The organism is Pseudomonas laurylsulfatiphila (assembly GCF_002934665.1).
GTDB lineage: Bacteria > Pseudomonadota > Gammaproteobacteria > Pseudomonadales > Pseudomonadaceae > Aquipseudomonas > Aquipseudomonas laurylsulfatiphila.
The window spans coordinates 209,622-228,953 of sequence record NZ_NIRS01000009.1 but is presented as its reverse complement, the minus strand read 5'-3'; the positions used below and the strand labels follow the sequence as shown (position 1 = coordinate 228,953).

Sequence of the window (19,332 nt, the reverse complement as noted above, 5' to 3'; positions counted from 1 at the left end):
ACAGCGCGTCCCGGAGCGCCCGGAACCAAAAGGGTCAGCAGACTAGCACAGATGTCATGCCATTGATGAGGGACGTCAGGCGATCGGCACCTTCAGGTTTTCCTCCACATCGGCAACCAGCCCGCACATCTCGTCATGCACGACGGTGTGCACAAGGTTGAAGTGCAGCTTGGGAAAGGAGCGCAGCACATCACGGGCATGCTCCACCGAACGCAGGCTCATCATGTGCCCGTGCGTATCGCTCAAGGGATACGCCGCGCCATGCATCCGCGCCTCAAGCAGATAGATGCCGCCCTCCATGGAGATCAGGTTCAGCTCATCGACCTTCCCGGCGACGGCATAGGCATTCAACTCTTGCAGGTTCATGAACGCACCTCACGCAATGGCGAGCCAACATACTTACAGGGATAGGCTTCGGCGCATCAAAGCACAAGCCACCGGCCGGACCGTTTGTCTGTTATCGCGAGAGGTTGTGGCGAGCGAGCTTGCTCGCGCCGGGCAGCGCAGCAGCCTAAAAAAAGCGGGATCGCTTCGCAATCCAGCGGGAGCAAGCTCCCTCGCCACAAGGGAGCCTGACCGGATCAGTGCTTGGTGACTTTATCCAGGTAACCCATGGCGAATGCCGAGACCACGAAGGTCATGTGGATGATCACGTACCACTGCAGATGTTCGGGGTCGACGTTCTTGGCGTCCATGAAGATGCGCAGCAGGTGAATGGACGAGATCGCCACGATCGACGCGGCCACCTTCATCTTCAGCGACGAAGAGTCCATGGTGCCGAGCCAGTTGAGCTTTTCCTTGCTGTCGTCGATGTCCAGTTGCGAGACGAAGTTCTCGTAGCCGGAAATCATCACCATCACCAGCAAACCGCCCACCAGCGCCATGTCGATCAACGACAGCAGCACCAGGATCAAGTCCGATTCGGCCATCGAGAACACGTTCGGGATGACGTGGAAGACTTCCTGGAAGAATTTCAGTGCCAGCGCCAACAGCCCGAGGGACAAGCCGAAATAGATCGGCGCCAGCAGCCAGCGCGAGGCGTACATTGCATTTTCGATAAAGCGTTCCATTGAATCTCACATGTGGACTGTAAATGGCGGCGAGTATATCAGTCGCCCGCCCCTATCCAGAAGCTGCCAGAAAACGTCGAAAAATCCGCCACCTGCGCCTGTGTATCAAGGTTTTTCTGCTAGTGTCCAAATCATTGAACGCTCAGTGATATTGGACAGGAAGACTGGAAATGGATGTGCGATTGCCTTTGACGAGTGCCGGCATTTGCCTGGCACTGCTGCTAAGTGGCTGCTCACCCAGCGATGAAAAACGCCAGGTCAGCCTCGAAGAAAAAACCGCGCAGTTCGAAAAGTCGCTGGACGCCATCCAGGACCCGAAGCTCAAGGACGCCGTGTCGGAGCTGGGCGGTTCACTGCTGCTGCTCGAGCGCGCGCAACTCAAGCTCGACAGCAAACCGGTGGAAACCGAATACGGCGAAGACGCCCTTGCCATGCTCAAGCACTACCCGACCCCGCAGGCCCTGGTCGACACCTACATCAACGGGTTGTTCGTGCTGCAAAAGGACTCCAGTTCCGACTACCTGACCGACCTGCAACCGGTATTTCCCTTCACGTTCAGCGTGCCTGCCGCGTTTTTGTTTCCCCACGGCCTTGAATGGCAGTCCGTCACCCTGAGCAATAAACGGGTCATTGCTTTCCAGCCGGAATGGTCGGAAACCGACCCCGGCATTCAACTCAGCCCATCGAGTTCCAACCTGACCAACCCCGACGACCTGACCGTGGCCTACCCCTTCATCGAAGGCCTCGACATCGACAAAAAAAAGCAGCCGCAGCCCGTGAGCCTGCAGGGTAAGGTCGAAGTCATCGCGCCCCGCCGGCTCTACAGTTTCGACCTGACGAAAAAGGACATCGGCCAGACCCGCACCAATGACAACCTGAGCGTCACCCTGCTCACACTGACGAACAACTACGCGGAAATCGAATACAACAACAGCGCGCCGCTGGCGCCTGAGGTCAGTGAAACACCACTGAACCCGTTGATTGTCCAGGCCAGGGACAGCACCGGGCAATACATCACGCGCGCAGGCTCGATCAACGAAACCGCGGCACAAATTGCCTTCTATCGGCAGCAACTGGCCAAGATGCAGCAACAAAAGAGCTGGAGCGAGGCGCTGGAAAAGCAACTCGACGAAGAACAACGCACCTTTGAGAAACGGCAGGCCCGACGCTATTCGAAGGTGTATTTCAACGGGACGATCGAAACCCTCGAAGTCAGCATGCTGGATTTTTCCGCCGCCACGGTCACCCGCAAGGACCTCGACCTGCCGGTCCGGCACTTCGATGCCGAGACCCCGGACAAGGCCATTGAGCCCTTGAACCTGCCCGTGGTGGTCTATGACGACCAGGCGGCAACCTGGTTAAAAGGGGCAACGCTGAGCGAGGATCAACTGAAAAAGAACGTCAGCATCAGTCAGTCGGTCGACGACCCCAGCGCTGCTCGAATCGAATTCACTCATTTGCGCAGCTTCAACGATGAACTGCTTGGCACATCGCTCAACCCCGGTGAAAGCCCGGTGAGTTTCTTTACCGAAGACGCGCGTGGCAAACGCGACGAGCCAATCGAGCTGCCACCCGAGGCCTACCAGATCGATCCACTGCGCGGCACCATCACCTACGATCTGAATCTGTTTCCGGAAACGCCGGCCTACGCAGTGGGCTCGATGCCACTGTTCCTGGCCACGGTCGAGCAAAAAACCGTCGATACCCGTCAACTGCCCAAAGGCCTTGAACTCAAGGACAATGCGCTGGTGGTGAACCTGAAGGCATTTCCCGCCCAGGACTGGCGCTTTTTCGCCAAGGACGACAGCGGCAATTACTTGAAGGAAATTCTATCGGTCAGCCATGGCGCGAACGCACAAGGCCGGGCGCAATTTGCCGTGCATTACTTCTACGGGCAGCCTACGCGCCTGGAAACCTACCAGCGCACTGAGCTCGCCACCGTGCAATATGGTTTCGAGGTCAAACTCGACAAGGCCGATATGACACGCCTTGATCAATAGTGCGACTCAGTGTTCGGGGTGAAACTCGAAGCCGCCCAGGTTACGGCAGCGCCCCCCGTTGATTTCCCGCAACTGGGCTTGCAGGTGCAGGCACCAGATTTGCGGATCGTCGGCCAACTCGTAGCCGTGCAAGGTCAGGCTTTCAACGATGGTGTCGAGGATTGATTCAGCGGCGATTGGACCAGGAAACGGGCCTTGGGCCTTGATGGCCGACGGTTGTTCACCGGCCATTCCGGCGGCGAACAGCAGAGTCCACATGCCCGTGTCTCCTGCCAACGGACGGATGGCACACTCGATACGGGTCACAAGGCCCAGGCATTGACGGGTGAGGCAGAGGTTGCGCGACATGGCGGCGACCCTCGGTAGATCCGGTATTCAGCCCCCATGTGAAGGCTGTTTCGATCCTGTGATTACTATCGATATCCCTGAGCAGAGAATAGAAGAAAAGTCCGGCTTGCAGGCCGAGGCAAGACCGAAAGGCGCCGAATGGTCATAGTGTGAATATTGACGTCATTTCGACGACGCTTTTGCGGCAGTCCATACATAAAAATGTGGGAGCGAGCCTGCTCCGGGCGGCGTTCCGACGAAGGCGGACCGTCAGTCAACACATGGATTGAATGTCAGTCCCTCATCGCGAGCAGGCTCGCTCCCACAGTAGAGCGGTGTGGCTAGTTCAAGTGCGCATCAAGCCGGCTTGGTTTCCGCCAATGCCTCCTGCGCCAACTCCTTCTCGGCTTCCTTGAGATCATCCTCGCTGATCATTTCCGCGATAACCCGCAAGCGCTCCACGACGCGCGCGTTCACGCTGCCTTCAGGGAACTCGCCATTCTCGTCCGGTTCGCCGGCCGGCTCGCCGACCAGCAAGCTCAAGGCTTCGTCGGCCTGACGGACCGCGTAGACATGGAACTGCCCCGCACGCACCGCCGCCAGCACCTTCTCGTCGAGCATCAGCGTGGCGACGTTGGCGTGAGGAATGATTGCCCCCTGCTCGCCAGTCAACCCGCGGGCTTCGCACAGACGGAAGAAGCCTTCGATCTTCTCGTTGACCCCGCCCACCGCCTGCACTTCGCCGAACTGGTTGATCGAACCGGTGATGGCAAAGCACTGTTTGAGCGGGGTTTTCGACAAGGCCGAGATCAATGTGCAGGCCTCGCCCAGGGACGCACTGTCGCCATCGACATAACCGTAGGATTGCTCCAGGGCGATGCTCGCGGAAATCGCCAGCGGGAATTCCTGGGCGTAGCGGCTGCCCAGATACCCCGTGAGGATCATCACGCCCTTGGAGTGGATCGGCTGGCCGAGGTTGACCTCGCGCTCGATGTCGACAATACCGCTGCCACCCGGGTACACCGTGGCGGAAATCCGCGCCGGCACACCGAAAGCCGAGTCGCCGACCTCCAGAACGGTCAAGCCGTTGCACTTGCCGACCGCTGCGCCATCGGTGTCGATCAGGATGATCCCGGCCAGCATGTCGTCGAGAATCCGCGCCGAAACCCGCCCGGTTCGCGTGGCCTTGGCCTTGAGTGCCCGCTCGATGTGCCCGGCGTCGGTCATTTCATCACCGGCCAGGTGGCGGATGAAATCGGCCTCGCTGACCAGTTGGAACAAGTCACCGATACGCGCCGACAAGCGCCCCTGGTGCTCGGCCAGGCGGGCGCTGTAAGTCGCCAGACGCGCCACCGCATCGGCGGTCAGCGGTGCCATGCCTTCTTCGGAAGTACGGGTTTTGAGCAACTGGGCGAACTGCTCCAGGCTCTCGTCGACCATCGGGATGTCCTCGTCGAAATCCACCAGGACGCGGAACATCTCCTGGAAATCCGGATCGAGGTCTTGCAGCGTGTAATACAGCTGACGGGCACCGATGATGACGACTTTGACCTGCAGCGGAATGTGTTGCGGTGTTAGGGTCACGGTGGCCAGACGGCCCAGCTCGCCCAGCGGTGATTCCATTTTCAGCTTGCGCGATTGCAGGGCGCGTTTCAGCGCGTCCCACACGAATGGCTCGCTGAGCATTTTGTCCGCTTCAAGGATCAGGAAACCACCGTTGGCCCGGTGCAAAGCCCCCGGCCGCAGTTGGCGGTAGGTGGTGTACAGCGCGCCCTGGTCGGTGCTGTATTCGATACGACCGAAGAGGTTTTCGTAGGTTGGGTGCGGCTCGAACACCACCGGCGCACCGCCGCTGGCCGAGTGACCGACCACCAGGCTCGGCGCGTATTGTTCTTCCAGCAACTTGCGGGCGACAGCGTCGGTCTTGCTGTCGTCCACCAGTTGCTCGACCACGGTCTTGAGCAAATACACCTGCATGGCTTGCAGATAACCGCAAACCGCCGCGTTCTCGGCGTACTTCTCCGACAATGGTGACAACAAGGGCTGCAAGGCCAGGGTGATGGTTTCTTCGTTCAGGTGACGCAACTGGTTGCTCGACTCGCGCTTCCATTGCGGCAGGCTGGCGAGCTCTTCGTTGAGGCGCTCCTCCAGTGCCGAAATATCCTCGTGAAAGCGCTCGCGTTCGGCTTCCGGCAACTGGGCGAATTCAGCTTCGTCCAACGCCTTGCCATCGCCCATTGGGGTGAAGGCGATATTGCTGGCGTCGCGGTAGAGCGCGACGTCCTTCTCCAGCGCCAGACGCTCGATGACGTCCAGGGCCTTGTCGTAGCGCTGGTTGAAGGCGCGGTCGATGCCACTTTTCTTCTGTTGGTAGGACGGATGCTCGAAGACAGCCGGAAACGTCGCCAGCAGGTTGTCGATCAAGCCGTTGATGTCACCGATGAAGGCACCGGCGGTGCCCGACGGCAGTTCCAGTGCGCGCGGCTCGCGCGGCTCATCGAAATTGTTGACGTAGACCCAGTCCGCAGGAGTCTGCAGGCGCTTGCCTTCGGCCTTGAGGTAGCGTTTGACGAACGAGAACCGGCCAGTCCCGGGCTCGCCCATGACGAATACGTTGTAACCGGGGCGTGGCATGGCCACACCGAACTGCAAGGCTTCGACCGCACGTTCCTGGCCAAGCACACCGCGAAAGGGCTCCAGATCATTGGTGGTAGAGAAGCTGAACTGTTCAGCGGAAAACGGACGGGTCAGCGCTTCGGGCGCTAGACGCAAGCTGGCAGCAACAGGATCAGGCATCGGGCTTCCTTAACAATCAGGCGGGGCAGATGGCAGCATTCTGGCGCTGCCCATGCCCGACTGGCAAGGAGCGCCGCAGGCCAAAGCATAGACAAGCCGAAACCCCGACGTAGAGCCGCGCCAAATCACTGCTTGCGACGATTGTTTTTGCAAAAAATCACGGAACCCCGCGATCGTGCCTAAACTCCAAACTGCGCGGCTGGACTAATGACCGGCCCACTGGCACCAGACGGGCCAGACCCCCTTGTCAAATTGGTATGCACATAAAGAGAACAAAGCTATGAAACGGATTCTTCTTGGTACTCTCTTCACCGCTGTATCCATCAACGCCATGGCTCAGGCGCCAGGCGGCCCGGATTGCGGTTGGGGCAACATGCTGTTCGAAGGCCAGCGTGGTACTCCGGCTCACTTCCTGGCATCCACCACCAACGGCACTTCCGGTAACGCAACCTTCGGCATGACATCCGGCACCAACGGTTGCGCAACCAATGCGTCGCTGACCTATGGCGGCAAATCCTGGTTCGCCATGAACGGCATGATGAACGAGCTGTCCGAAGACATGGCCAAGGGTCAGGGCGAAGCGCTGACCACCTATGCCGTGGTACTGGGCGTAGCGCCGGAAGACCGTGCGCACTTCGCCGCTGTCACTCACGAGCACTTCCAGCAGATCTTCAGCAAAGCTGACGTGACGGCCGAAGATGTGCATACCAACACCCTGGCCGTGCTCAAGGCCGACCCTCGTCTGGCCAAGTACGCCACTCAAGCTTAAGCTCGACCCGCCCCGCTTCTTTCGGGAAGCGGGTTTTGTTTTTTGGACCTGCCCCTCCATGGGTGATGCCACCGTACTGTAGGAGCTGGCTTGCCAGCGATGGTTTCAAAAGCGCAGTGTTATCCAGTAAACACGCGTCATCGTTAACGACCATCGCTGGCAAGCCAGCTCCTACAGTTCAAATGGCATTACGCCGTGCCGGGTCTTTTTCTCAAGTTTAAGTTGCCATCTATGTTCAAACGCCTTGCCTGGCTGGCGCTGTGTGTCTGCGCCCCACTGTCCGCCGCGCCTCACATCGACCCTCAACGTTTGCAGCAACTGGCCAACGACCCTTTCTGGATATCCCTGGGCCATTACGAAACCGCCAAGCTCGGCGGCTGGCGCAGCTATGTCAGCGACCGGAAATTCTTCCTCGCCGCCGATGGCAATGAACATCCGGACCATGAACTGGCGGCGACTGTACAAGCCTTGTATGCCCCGGTCAGTGCCGGTGAACAACACGCGCAATGCGTCTACCCGGCCCGCACCCGCTGGCTGAAGGATCAACTCGACCTGACCGGACTGCCAACGCCGGACTGCGCAGCGTTCAAACAATGGTTCAAGGACGTCTCGCCCGACAGCGCGGTGATGATCTTCCCGGCGGCTTACCTGAACAGCCCTTCCTCGATGTTCGGCCATACCCTGCTGCGCATCGACCAGGCCGAAGTGAAGAGCGACAAGACTGCGCTGCTCAGTTACGCGATCAACTTCGGCGCCTACATCGAGGGCTCGGACAACAGCATCATCTATGCCTGGAAAGGCCTGATGGGCGGTTATCCCGGCCTGTTCGCGATGGTGCCCTATCAGGAAAAGCTCTCGGAATACCGCAGCCTGGAAAACCGCGACCTGTGGGAGTACCGCCTTAACCTGACCCCACAGGAAACCGCGCGCATGGTCGAGCACGTCTGGGAACTGAAGCAGATCAAATTCGACTATTTCTTCTTCGACGAAAACTGCTCATATCGCTTGCTGGAACTGCTGCAAGTGGCCCGCCCGGGCCTGCGCCTCACCGGGCAATTCCCGCTCACGGCCATCCCCACCGACACCGTCAAGGCCGTGAAAGCGGCCGGGCTGGTGGAATCGATCCAGTATCGCCCGTCCCGGGAGCGTGAGTTGCTCAGTCGCGCCGAGCCGTTGAACCCTGAAGAGCAGCAATGGGTGCTGAAAGTCAGCGCCGACCAGAAACAACTGCACGACCCGGCGTTCAAGGCACAACCCCGCGATCGCCAGGCGCTGATCATTGATGCCGCCTATCGCCTGGAGCGCTATCGCGCCAACGGCCAGGAACGCGATCCGGCGCGCGCCCAGCGCAGCTTCGAACTGCTGCGGGCGATCAACCAGAACCCGGCGCCGGAGCTGAATATCCCGCAACCCGGCTTGCCTGAAGACGGTCACGAGTCGCGCACCTGGCAACTCGGTCTCGGCACCCGTGGAGACAAGGCCTTTGGCGAGTACGGTTTGCGCATGGCTTATCACGACCTCAATGACAACAGCGAAAGCTTTCCCCTTGGCGCTCAGATCGAAATCCTGCAATTGAAACTGCGCCAGTACGAAGGCAACGACTGGCAGGTGCAGCAACTGGACCTGGCAACCATTCGCTCCCTGACTCCGCGTAACGAATTGCTGCAACCGCTGTCATGGCAAGTCACGGGTGGCCTGGAACGGGTGCCGGGCAAGCACGATGACCAAACCCTGGTCAGCCATGTCAACGGCGGTGGTGGTGGAACCTGGCAACTGAGCGAGGACATGCTCGGATTTGTCATGGGCACTGTGCGTATCGAGCACAACAACGACTTCGCCGAATTCATTGCGCCAGCCGCCGGCTTCAACAGTGGGGTGCTGTGGAAAAACCCGCTGGGCAATCTGAGCCTCGAAGCCAAGGGCGATTACTTCACCAATGGTGAAGTGCGCCGCAGCCTGAGCCTGAATCAGCAGTGGGAAATATCCCGCAATCTCGGACTGCGCTTGAGCGCACAACGGGAGTTCAGCCATCTGGCGTCGGCCGAGAACGAAGTGATGCTTCAGCTGAAGTGGTATCACTATTGATCCGGACGCACCGCCATTCCCTGTGGGAGCGAGCCTGCTCGCGAAGGCGTAGTGTCAGCCAACATCTATTGGACTGACTCACCGCCTTCGCGAGCAGGCTCGCTCCCACACGGGTTATGTGACGCCCGACGAATCCACTTCTAGACTTTCTCTATGGGCCGCGTATCGGCCTGGGAGAGTGAAATGTGGCGGTGTGCAGGATGGTTGGCTGTGTTACTGCTGATCGCAGGTTGCCAGTCAACCCACGATGACCTGCTCGCCAAAGGTTACCCACCCGCCTTCGCCGATGGCTTCGATGACGGTTGCAGCAGTGGCCGGCAGGCCGCCGGGGCGATCAGCGGCGAGTTCCGCAAGAACGTCCCGCGCTACCTCAAGGATCCGTTGTACGCCGAAGGCTGGAGCGATGGATTTCGCCAGTGCCAGGCGATGCGGGATAACCAGGACAGCGGGGATGGGCGCAATAGTCATCTGCAAGAGCGGGACAAAGCCTGGCAGCAGCAGAAAGACCAGGACGCTGCCCGGGCCTATCACTCGCCGTAAGTCGCTTTCAGACATCCAGTGAAACCAAATGCCTGCGACCATGGCCCAAATCCTATATCGGGAGAATTCCATGAGCCGTGCCTTCGTCAATGAAGATAACGCCGCCGCGCAAGCCGATCAGCCCGTCGAACGCCAGGTCAGCGCGCAGCCCAATTACGTCACGCCGCAAGGCCTTAGCCTGTTGCAGGGAAAAGTCGCCGAACTGCAAAGCCTGCACGCCGAACAATCGGCAAAAGGCGAGCAGGCCGACAAGCAGCGCCTGGCCGATCTCGAACGTGATCTGCGCTACTTCAAGCAGCGCCTGGGCAGCGCTCAGGTGGTACCCGCCGCGACGTCAACCGAAAAAGTGCAGATCGGCAGTTGGGTGACCTACGCCGATGAACACGCCACCGAACGCCGGGTACAACTGGTGGGCGAAGATCAGGCCGATGCCGCCCACGGCCTGATCAATTGGGGTTCACCGCTGGGGCGGGCACTGCTCGGTGCACGACTCAACGATGAAGTGCTGTGGCAGCGCCCTGCCGGGGATCAACTGATTGAGGTGATCCGCATCGAACCGGCTTAAACCACGCCCTGGGCCAGCATGGCATCGGCAACCTTGACGAAGCCGGCGATGTTCGCGCCCTTGACGTAATTGACTCGGCCATTCTCTTCGCCGTAATGCACGCAGGCGTGGTGAATCGACTGCATGATCGCGTGCAGTTTGCTGTCCACCTCGCCACCAGTCCATGCCAGGCGCATGGCGTTCTGCGACATCTCCAACCCGCTCACCGCCACGCCACCGGCATTGGACGCCTTGCCCGGCGCGAACAGAATGTCGGCCTCGATGAACAGGTCCACCGCCTCCAGGGTGGTCGGCATGTTCGCGCCCTCGGCCACACAGATGCAGCCGTTGCGCAGCAAGGTGCGAGCGGCTTCGGCGTCCAGTTCGTTCTGCGTCGCGCACGGCAGCGCGATATCGCAGCTCAGGCTCCACGGAAGCTCACCTGCGCGGAACTCCAGGCCAAAACGGCCGGCCAGTTCACGGATGCGCCCACGCTGTACGTTTTTCAGTTCCAGCACCGCCAGCCATTGCTCCTCGGTCAAACCACTTTCGCAATACAACGTGCCTTCGGAGTCGGACAGCGAAATCACTTTGCCGCCCAGGTCCATGACCTTGCGCGCCGCGTATTGCGCGACGTTGCCGGAGCCGGAGATCGCTACGCGTTTACCTTCCACGGCCAAACCGCGACGCTTGAGCATTTCCTCGGCGAAGTACACGCAACCGAAACCGGTGGCTTCCGGGCGAATCAGGCTGCCGCCGTAGCTCGGGCCTTTGCCGGTCAACACGCTGGTGAACTGGTTGCTCAGGCGCTTGTACTGACCGAACAGAAAGCCGATTTCCCGCGCGCCGACACCGATGTCCCCGGCCGGCACGTCAACGTCCGCGCCAATGTGGCGGTACAGCTCGCTCATGAAGGCCTGGCAGAAGCGCATGACTTCCGCGTCGCTTTTGCCTTTGGGGTCGAAGTCAGATCCACCCTTGCCGCCGCCCATGGGCAATGAAGTCAGGGAGTTTTTAAAGGTCTGCTCGAAGGCGAGGAATTTCAGGACGCCCATGTTCACCGACGGGTGAAAACGCAGGCCACCCTTGTATGGGCCGATCGCGCTGTTCATCTGGATGCGGAAACCGCGATTGACCTGGACCTTGCCCTGGTCGTCGACCCATGACACGCGAAACACCACCGCTCGCTCCGGCTCGCAGATGCGCTCCAGGATGCCGGAGGTCAGGTAATGCGGATTGGCTTCAAGAAAGGGCCACAGGGTACGCAGGACTTCTTCGACAGCCTGGTGAAATTCGGGTTGATCCGGGTCGCGTTTTTTCAGGCGCGCAAGGAAGGATTCGACGGATTCGATCATGGAAAAGTCTCGGCAAATTTATTGTCGTTGGAGGAGATTGAGCCGGACTGTAACAAACGATTCGCGCACAGGAACAGAGCAAAATGTCGCATTAATGAAATTAAATGGTGCACAGGATATAAATCAGAGTGCTTTTCGGCCTGATATTGCACCCGAATGGGGATTCACCATTCAATTCCTGCACCATCAGGAATACCGCCTTCGCGAGCAGGCTCGCTCCCACAGGGAAACGCATTCAAATGTGGGAGCGAGCCTGCTCGCGAATGGCGCGACTCGGTGTCATTGAAAAAACACAGGCAAAAAAAACGGAGCCCGAAGGCTCCGATTTTTATGCAACCGACCCGAAATCAGGCCAGTTTCTTGTGCCGTACACGATGCGGCTGGGCAGCCGCTTCGCCGAGACGCTTTTTACGGTCGGCTTCGTACTCTGTGTAGTTGCCTTCGAAGAACACCGCCTGCGAGTCGTCTTCGTACGCCAGGATGTGCGTCGCGACGCGGTCAAGGAACCACCGGTCGTGGGAGATCACAATGGCGGCGCCCGGGAAGTCCAGCAGGGCTTCTTCCAGGGAACGCAGGGTTTCAACGTCGAGGTCGTTGGACGGTTCGTCGAGCAGCAGGACGTTGCCGCCCTCTTTCAGAGTCAGGGCCAGGTGCAGGCGACCACGCTCACCACCGGACAGGTCCTTGACGAACTTCTGCTGATCGCCGCCCTTGAAGTTGAAGCGACCGACGTAGGTGCGCGACGGGATCTCGTAGTTGCCGATGCGGATCTGGTCGGAACCGTCGGAAATCTGCTGGAACACCGTCTTGCTGCCGTCGAGGTCTTCGCGGCTCTGGTCCACGCAAGCCAGTTGCACGGTTTCGCCGACTTCGATGCTGCCCGAATCCGGCGTTTCCTTGCCCATCAGCATGCGGAACAGGGTCGACTTACCGGCACCGTTACCACCGATCACGCCGACGATGGCGCCTTTAGGCATGGAGAACGACAGGTTGTCGATCAGCACCCGGTCGCCGTAGCCCTTGGTGACGTTCTTGAATTCGATGACCTTGTCACCCAGGCGTGGACCGGCCGGGATGTAGATCTCGTTGGTTTCGCTGCGCTTCTGGAATTCCTGCGATTGCATCTCTTCGAAGCGTTGCAGACGAGCCTTGGATTTCGACTGGCGGGCCTTGGCGCCTTTGCGCACCCACTCCAGTTCTTCCTTCATGGCCTTTTCATGAGCCGACTGCTGCTTGGATTCGGCAGCCAGACGATCGGACTTGGCTTCCAGCCAACCCGAATAGTTGCCCTCGTAAGGAATGCCCGCGCCGCGGTCGAGTTCCAGAATCCAGCCAGCGACGTTGTCCAGGAAGTAACGGTCGTGCGTGATCGCAACCACGGTTCCCGGGAAGTCGTGCAGGAAATGCTCAAGCCATGCAACGGAGTCGGCGTCCAGGTGGTTGGTCGGTTCGTCGAGCAGCAGCATGTCCGGTGCGGACAGCAGCAGACGGCACAGGGCCACACGACGCTTTTCACCACCGGACAGGTGTTCGACCTTGGCATCCCAGGCCGGCAGACGCAACGCATCGGCGGCGACTTCCAGCTGACGCTCCAGGTTGTGGCCGTCGCTGGCCTGCAGGATGGCTTCGAGCTTGGCCTGTTCGGCGGCCAGCTTGTCGAAATCGGCATCCGGATCGGCGTAGGCCGCGTAGACCTCGTCCAGACGCGCCTGGGCGTCCTTGATCACGCTGACCGCTTCCTCGACCACTTCACGCACGGTCTTGGTCGGATCCAGTTGTGGCTCCTGCGGCAGGTAGCCGATGTTCAGCTCCGGCATCGGACGGGCTTCGCCCTCGAATTCGGTGTCGACGCCAGCCATGATTTTCAGCAACGTGGACTTACCCGAACCGTTGAGGCCGAGTACACCGATCTTGGCGCCGGGGAAGAACGACAGAGAAATGTTTTTCAGGATTTCCCGCTTCGGCGGAACAACTTTGCCCAGCCGATGCATGGTGAATACGTATTGAGCCATGGAGAACCTAGGGTCAGTGACTGATGAATGATTAGGGGCAGGCGATGCGCGTCGCCCGATTGAGGGCTTTCAATATATGCGCGCTGAAAAAGCCTGAGTCTAGGAGCTGGAACGCTCCCGCGTAACCGGCAAAGCTACCTTAATGACCGGTGGCAGTCCAGCCGACGGGCTGGGGCTGGCACTTCGCCACAACTCAAGGCATGCTAGCCGCCCTTCGGGCGTCCGGCTTATAGTGCACGTCGCGCCAGTCCAGCCAAACCGCAGGATTACAGCTTGTCCAATGTCCCTCCGCCCCTGACTTCCAGTGCGCCGACCATAGCGCCCGGCTCCCCCCTGCGCGGGACCTTGAAGGGCACCTTGGCGACACTTGCATTGTTGTTGCTGGCATTGCTCTTCTGGCAGTTGCTCGATCAGTTGCGCGAAACCCAGAAAAGCCAGCGTCAGTACACCATCGACTACACTGCCGATCTGGCCGCTCAGGTCAGCCTGAACATGGCACTCAACGCGCAGATCGCCCTCAACCTGTTGCCCATCGTCGAGCAACCGCAGGATGCCGATGAACTGCAGGCCCTGCTGCGCAAGCTGCAACAGTCGCTACCGGAACTGCGCAGCCTGGCCTTGCTAAGCCCCTCGGGGAAAGTTATCAGTGACAGCGCTCCCGACAGCGAAGACAGCGACTACCTGGGCGAACTGGTACGCCGCAGCCATGCCCAGGCGCACTACTTCAGCAACGCCACCGATGGTTCCGTGGTGCATTTATTGTTGCACCAGGCCAGCGGCAGTTCCCGGGGCTACTGGGCCTTGCGCCTGACACCGACCTTCTTTTCGTCCTTGACCAAGCAAAGCGAGACCGGCAGCCGTCCGTTGTGGCTGGTGGAAAACCGCATCAATCATCAGATCATCAGCCGTGACGAAGGGTTGCCCTCGGTCAATCCGGGCACCCTGACCGAGGACGATGTCGCCAACAGTGTGCTGACGGTTCCGCTGAGCAGCAGCGATTGGCAATTGCGCGGCTTGTTTGACCGTCAGCGCGTACTGGAAGAACTGCTGCCGGCGTTCATCGGCAAATGCCTGCTGGGCCTGGCGTTTTCCATGCTGCCGTTCATCGCTTTGCTGAACATGCGTCGGCGCCAACGCCAATTGAATGAAGGCCGCCGGCGTTATCAGGACATTTTCGAGGGCACCGGTGTGGCCTTGTGTGTCCTCGACATGTCCGGGCTGAAGAGCTTTTTCGACAAGGCACAACTGCAGGACAGTGAACAACTGCAAGCGTGGCTGGCGATCCCGGAAAAACGCCGACAACTGCTGCAGGAACTGCGGATCACCGAGGTCAACCAGGTCGCCCTGCAGTTGCTCAATGTCGATAACGCCAATAAAGCCTGGAAACTGCTGATCGACGGCCACCCGCTGGACGGCACCGCCATCGGCAACCAGGTGCTCGACGCGGTGCTCAATCAGCAGCAACAGCTTGAGCTGGAAATCAAATTGCAGGATGCCAACGGTCGCGACCAGCACCTGTGGCTGGTACTGCGCCTGCCGCAAGCCCAGGACGATTATAAATCGTTGATTTTGAGCATCACCGACATCACCAGCCGCAAGCTCATCGAACTGTCGTTGCAGGAGCGCGAAGGGTTTTGGTCGGACGTGGTACGCACCGTACCGGATCATCTGTATGTGCAGGATGTGATCAGCCAGCGAATGATCTACAGCAACCACCATCTGGGCCAGACGCTGGGCTACAACCGCACCGAACTGCACCAGATGGGCGAATACTTCTGGGAAATCCTCCTGCACCCCGAAGACGCCGACTATTACCACCGCTCCCGCCAGGTCCAGCGCCAGGCCGGTTATCGCCAGTTGATGCAGTGTCAGTTGCGTTTCCGCCATCGGGACGGCCAGTGGCGACGCTTCGAGATTCGCGAGCAGGCACTGGCGCGGGACAATGAGGACCAGGTCACACGGATCATCGGCGTGGCCAAGGACATCACCGACCAGATCGAAGCCAGCGAATCCCTGCGCGACAGCGAGCAGCGCTATCGCATGCTCGCCGAAAGCATCAGCGACGTGATTTTCTCCACTGACAGCCGCCTCAACCTCAATTACGTCAGCCCTTCGGTACAAGCCGTGCTGGGCTATGACGCCGAGTGGATTTTCCAGAACGGCTGGCAGTCGACCATCGCCAACCCGCAACAACTGACCGGCATCTACCACCTGATGGACCGGGTCAGCAAGGCGCTGGATCAGCCGGACCAACTGGCGGTGTTACGCAGCCAGGTACAAACCCAACTGTTTCTGTTCGATTGCCTGCGGGCCGACGGGCGCAAGATCCCGATCGAACTGCGCCTGGTATTGGTCTGGGACGAACACGGGACGTTCGAAGGCGTGCTCGGCGTCGGCCGCGACATCAGCCAGCAACGCCGGGCCGAAAAAGACTTGCGCATGGCCGCCACGGTATTCGAACACTCGACCTCGGCGATCCTGATCACCGACCCGGCCGGCTACATCGTCCAGGCCAACGAAGCCTTCAGCCGTGTCAGCGGCTATGCCGTGGAGCAGGTGCTCGATCAGCTGCCGAATATGCTGACCGTCGACGATCAGCAGGAAGCCCACCTGCGTTATGTGCTCAAGCAATTGGGCCAGCACAGTACCTGGGAAGGCGAAGTCTGGCTCAAGCGCCGCAACGGCGAGCATTACCCTGCCTGGGTCGGAATTACCGCCGTACTCGACGACGAAGGCGACCTGGCCAGTTATGTATGCTTTTTCAGCGACATCAGCGAGCGCAAGGCCAGCGAGCAGCGGATTCATCGCCTCGCCTACTACGACGCCCTGACCCACCTGCCCAACCGCACGCTGTTCCAGGATCGCCTGCACACGGCACTGCAATCGGCCGAACGGCAGAAGTCGTGGGTGGTGCTGATGTTCCTCGATCTCGATCGCTTCAAGCCGATCAACGACTCCCTGGGCCACGCCGCCGGCGACCGCATGCTCAAGGAGATGGCCACGCGCCTGCTCGGTTGCGTCGACGATGACGACACGGTGGCGCGCATGGGCGGTGACGAATTCACCTTGCTCCTGCAACCGCGAGCCAACCGTGAGATCGCCCTGAACCGGGCCATTCACGTGGCCGAACAGATTCTCGCCAGCCTGGTGAAACCCTTCGTGCTCGAAGGCCGTGAGTTCTTTGTCACCGCCAGTATCGGTATCGCCCTGAGCCCGCAGGACGGCAACGAGCTCAGCCAGTTGATGAAGAACGCCGACACGGCGATGTACCACGCCAAGGAGCGCGGCAAGAACAACTTCCAGTTCTATCAGACGGACATGAACGCCAGCGCCTTGGAGCGATTGGAACTGGAAAGCGACTTGCGCCATGCCCTGGAACAGAACGAATTCGTGCTGTATTACCAGCCGCAGTTCAGCGGCGACGGCAAGCGCCTGACCGGTGCCGAAGCGCTGTTGCGCTGGCGTCATCCCCGCCGCGGGCTGGTGCCGCCGGGGGATTTCATTCCGGTGCTCGAAGAGCTCGGGCTGGTGGTGGATGTCGGTGACTGGGTGATCAGCGAAGCCTGCCGTCAACTCAAGGCCTGGCATCAGGCCAGGGTACGGGTGCCGAAGGTGTCGGTGAACATCTCGGCGCGGCAGTTCTCCGACGGCCAGCTCGGTACGCGAATCGCCACCATCCTCAAGGAAACCGGCCTGCCGCCGGCGTGCCTGGAACTGGAACTCACCGAAAGCATCCTGATGCGCGAAGTCAGCGAGGCGATGCAGATCCTCGATGGTCTGAAAAACCTCGGCCTGAGCATTGCGGTTGACGATTTCGGTACCGGTTACTCATCGCTCAACTACCTCAAGCAGTTCCCGATCGACGTACTGAAAATCGACCGTACCTTCGTCGACGGATTGCCGTCGGGCGAACAGGATGCGCAGATCGCCCGGGCGATCATCGCCATGGCCCACAGCCTTAACCTGGCGGTGATCGCCGAGGGTGTCGAGACCCAGGAACAGCTGGACTTCCTGCGTGAGCACGGCTGCGACGAGGTTCAGGGGTATCTGTTCGGCCGGCCGATGCCGGCGGGGCGGTTCGAAGGGCAGTTCAGCAATGATGCGCTGTTCATGTTCGACTGACTGGTTGCGGTGAGGCTGCGGGCCTCATCGCTGGCAAGCCAGCTCCTACAGGGTCTAGCTGTTGAAACACGGACATTTGTGGGAGCTGGCTTGCCAGCGATGGGGCCTGCACAGGCACCGCATATCCGCTCATGAAGCCCACTTGTCTGCGACATGATGCCGTTTCATATGCCATCTAAAACCCATTGGGTTAGAATGCCCCCCTTTTCCGCCCCCGATCCCTGAGGACCGCCATGTTCAGCCGTGATTTGACTATTGCCAAGTACGACGCCGATCTCTTTGCCGCCATGGAGCAAGAAGCTCAGCGCCAGGAAGAGCACATTGAGCTGATCGCTTCGGAAAACTACACCAGCCCTGCTGTGATGGAAGCTCAAGGCTCGGTACTGACCAACAAGTACGCCGAAGGCTACCCGGGCAAGCGCTACTACGGTGGTTGCGAGTACGTCGACATCGTCGAACAACTGGCTATCGACCGCGCCAAAGAGCTGTTCGGTGCCGACTACGCCAACGTTCAGCCGCACGCCGGTTCGCAAGCCAACAGCGCCGTTTACCTGGCCCTGCTGTCGGCTGGCGACACCATCCTGGGCATGAGCCTGGCCCACGGCGGTCACCTGACCCACGGTGCCAGCGTTTCGTCCTCCGGCAAGCTGTACAACGCCATCCAGTACGGCATCGACGCCAATGGCCTGATCGACTACGACGAAGTCGAGCGCCTGGCCGTTGAGCACAAGCCGAAAATGATCGTGGCCGGTTTCTCTGCCTACTCGCAGATCCTCGACTTCCCGCGCTTCCGTGCAATCGCCGACAAGGTTGGCGCGTACCTGTTCGTCGACATGGCCCACGTGGCCGGGCTGGTCGCCGCTGGCGTCTACCCGAACCCGGTTCCATTCGCTGACGTCGTGACCACCACCACCCACAAGACCCTGCGCGGTCCACGTGGTGGCCTGATCCTGGCTCGCGCCAACGCAGACATCGAGAAGAAGCTGAACTCCGCAGTATTCCCGGGCGCCCAGGGCGGCCCACTGGAGCACGTGATCGCAGCCAAGGCGATCTGCTTCAAGGAAGCGCTGCAGCCTGAGTTCAAGGCATACCAGCAACAAGTGGTGAAAAACGCCAAGGCCATGGCCGGCGTATTCATCGAGCGCGGTTTCGACGTGGTTTCCGGCGGTACTGAAAACCACCTGTTCCTGCTGTCGCTGATCAAGCAGGAAATCTCCGGTAAAGACGCCGACGCCGCTCTGGGCAAAGCGTTCATCACCGTGAACAAGAACTCCGTGCCAAACGATCCACGCTCCCCGTTCGTCACCTCCGGCCTGCGCTTCGGCACTCCAGCTGTGACCACTCGTGGCTTCAAGGAAGCAGAGTGCAAGGAACTGGCCGGCTGGATCTGCGACATTCTGGCTGACCTGAACAACGAAGCGGTTATCGACGCCGTTCGTGAGAAGGTCAAGGCCATCTGCAAGAAGCTGCCGGTGTACGGCGTTTAATCAGCCCCGTTCAATCGCAGTTAAAAAACCGGCACTTGTGCCGGTTTTTTTACGCCTGGGATTTCTAACCACCTATAACTATCCTTACGAATCGATACTAATAGCTTCATAAAAAACAGCCCCACCAAATACATACTCCATCTAAATAGCAGCCCCGAACATTACCAATTAACACCTATTATTTTGAAACACAACCAAGATCCAAACTTTAAAACCTCATGATAA

Annotated in this window: 13 protein-coding genes; 7 read left to right on the top strand and 6 right to left on the bottom strand. The window is 59.7% G+C overall.

The genetic code is table 11. From position 1 onward, the window contains the following. Nucleotides 1-75: 75 nt before the first annotated feature. Entirely contained in the window at nucleotides 76-366 is a 291-nt protein-coding gene (locus CD175_RS29160) for a DUF6482 family protein (RefSeq protein ID WP_104451395.1), read from the bottom strand. A 215-nt stretch (nucleotides 367-581) separates the two neighbouring features. Next, complete coding sequence (locus tag CD175_RS29155) at nucleotides 582-1,070, bottom strand: TIGR00645 family protein (RefSeq protein WP_007970904.1); 489 nt, start codon at nucleotides 1,068-1,070, stop codon at nucleotides 582-584. 170 nt (nucleotides 1,071-1,240) lie between these two features. Here CD175_RS29155 and CD175_RS29150 point away from each other — a divergent pair, with 170 nt between their 5' ends. Continuing rightward, nucleotides 1,241-3,070, top strand: coding sequence for a hypothetical protein (locus CD175_RS29150; RefSeq protein WP_104451394.1), 1,830 nt, complete (start codon nucleotides 1,241-1,243; stop codon nucleotides 3,068-3,070). A 6-nt stretch (nucleotides 3,071-3,076) separates the two neighbouring features. Here CD175_RS29150 and CD175_RS29145 read toward each other — a convergent pair whose 3' ends face one another. Both CD175_RS29145 and CD175_RS29140 read right to left on the bottom strand, forming a co-directional pair. After that, nucleotides 3,077-3,418: a PA4575 family protein gene (locus tag CD175_RS29145; RefSeq protein WP_104451393.1), complete on the bottom strand. Its 342-nt coding sequence runs from the start codon at nucleotides 3,416-3,418 to the stop codon at nucleotides 3,077-3,079. A 336-nt stretch (nucleotides 3,419-3,754) separates the two neighbouring features. After that, nucleotides 3,755-6,193, bottom strand: a complete 2,439-nt coding sequence (locus tag CD175_RS29140; RefSeq protein ID WP_007970901.1) for a Lon protease family protein — start codon at nucleotides 6,191-6,193, stop codon at nucleotides 3,755-3,757. Nucleotides 6,194-6,473: 280 nt separating this feature from the next. Between CD175_RS29140 and CD175_RS29135 the strand changes: the two genes are divergently transcribed. The 4 genes from CD175_RS29135 (at nucleotide 6,474) to CD175_RS29120 (ending at nucleotide 10,152) form a co-directional block, all read left to right on the top strand. After that, nucleotides 6,474-6,962 carry a DUF3015 domain-containing protein gene (locus tag CD175_RS29135; protein ID WP_007970900.1) on the top strand — a complete coding sequence of 163 codons (489 nt, stop codon included), beginning with the start codon at nucleotides 6,474-6,476 and terminating at the stop codon, nucleotides 6,960-6,962. A 231-nt stretch (nucleotides 6,963-7,193) separates the two neighbouring features. Next, complete coding sequence (locus CD175_RS29130; RefSeq protein WP_104451392.1) at nucleotides 7,194-9,047, top strand: Lnb N-terminal periplasmic domain-containing protein; 1,854 nt, start codon at nucleotides 7,194-7,196, stop codon at nucleotides 9,045-9,047. A gap of 183 nt (nucleotides 9,048-9,230) precedes the next feature. Further along, nucleotides 9,231-9,587, top strand: a complete 357-nt coding sequence (locus tag CD175_RS29125; protein ID WP_104451391.1) for a hypothetical protein — start codon at nucleotides 9,231-9,233, stop codon at nucleotides 9,585-9,587. A gap of 70 nt (nucleotides 9,588-9,657) precedes the next feature. After that, nucleotides 9,658-10,152 carry a GreA/GreB family elongation factor gene (locus CD175_RS29120; RefSeq protein WP_104451390.1) on the top strand — a complete coding sequence of 165 codons (495 nt, stop codon included), beginning with the start codon at nucleotides 9,658-9,660 and terminating at the stop codon, nucleotides 10,150-10,152. Here the strand turns inward: CD175_RS29120 and gdhA are convergent. Both gdhA and ettA read right to left on the bottom strand, forming a co-directional pair. Continuing rightward, a complete protein-coding gene (gdhA, locus tag CD175_RS29115) occupies nucleotides 10,149-11,486 on the bottom strand; it encodes an NADP-specific glutamate dehydrogenase (RefSeq protein WP_008052046.1) in 1,338 nt (445 codons plus the stop codon). The two genes, CD175_RS29120 and gdhA, sit on opposite strands and share 4 nt — an antisense overlap. A 347-nt stretch (nucleotides 11,487-11,833) precedes the next feature. After that, a complete protein-coding gene (ettA, locus tag CD175_RS29105; protein WP_007970893.1) occupies nucleotides 11,834-13,498 on the bottom strand; it encodes an energy-dependent translational throttle protein EttA in 1,665 nt (554 codons plus the stop codon). A 273-nt stretch (nucleotides 13,499-13,771) separates the two neighbouring features. Between ettA and CD175_RS29100 the strand changes: the two genes are divergently transcribed. Continuing rightward, entirely contained in the window at nucleotides 13,772-17,620 is a 3,849-nt protein-coding gene (locus tag CD175_RS29100) for a bifunctional diguanylate cyclase/phosphodiesterase (protein ID WP_104451388.1), read from the top strand. A 233-nt stretch (nucleotides 17,621-17,853) separates the two neighbouring features. Next, a complete protein-coding gene (gene glyA, locus CD175_RS29095) occupies nucleotides 17,854-19,107 on the top strand; it encodes a serine hydroxymethyltransferase (RefSeq protein ID WP_104451387.1) in 1,254 nt (417 codons plus the stop codon). Nucleotides 19,108-19,332 lie beyond the last annotated feature (225 nt).

Bases quoted from the DNA above. Each gene is read 5' to 3' on its own strand.
- glyA (WP_104451387.1), top strand. From the start codon at position 17,854: ATGTTCAGCCGTGATTTGACTATTGCCAAGTACGACGCCGATCTCTTT.
- CD175_RS29150 (WP_104451394.1), top strand. From the start codon at position 1,241: ATGGATGTGCGATTGCCTTTGACGAGTGCCGGCATTTGCCTGGCACTG.
- CD175_RS29120 (WP_104451390.1), top strand. From the start codon at position 9,658: ATGAGCCGTGCCTTCGTCAATGAAGATAACGCCGCCGCGCAAGCCGAT.
- CD175_RS29155 (WP_007970904.1), bottom strand. From the start codon at position 1,070: ATGGAACGCTTTATCGAAAATGCAATGTACGCCTCGCGCTGGCTGCTG.
- ettA (WP_007970893.1), bottom strand. From the start codon at position 13,498: ATGGCTCAATACGTATTCACCATGCATCGGCTGGGCAAAGTTGTTCCG.
- CD175_RS29135 (WP_007970900.1), top strand. From the start codon at position 6,474: ATGAAACGGATTCTTCTTGGTACTCTCTTCACCGCTGTATCCATCAAC.
- CD175_RS29145 (WP_104451393.1), bottom strand. From the start codon at position 3,418: ATGTCGCGCAACCTCTGCCTCACCCGTCAATGCCTGGGCCTTGTGACC.
- CD175_RS29140 (WP_007970901.1), bottom strand. From the start codon at position 6,193: ATGCCTGATCCTGTTGCTGCCAGCTTGCGTCTAGCGCCCGAAGCGCTG.
- CD175_RS29130 (WP_104451392.1), top strand. From the start codon at position 7,194: ATGTTCAAACGCCTTGCCTGGCTGGCGCTGTGTGTCTGCGCCCCACTG.
- CD175_RS29125 (WP_104451391.1), top strand. From the start codon at position 9,231: ATGTGGCGGTGTGCAGGATGGTTGGCTGTGTTACTGCTGATCGCAGGT.
- CD175_RS29160 (WP_104451395.1), bottom strand. From the start codon at position 366: ATGAACCTGCAAGAGTTGAATGCCTATGCCGTCGCCGGGAAGGTCGAT.
- gdhA (WP_008052046.1), bottom strand. From the start codon at position 11,486: ATGATCGAATCCGTCGAATCCTTCCTTGCGCGCCTGAAAAAACGCGAC.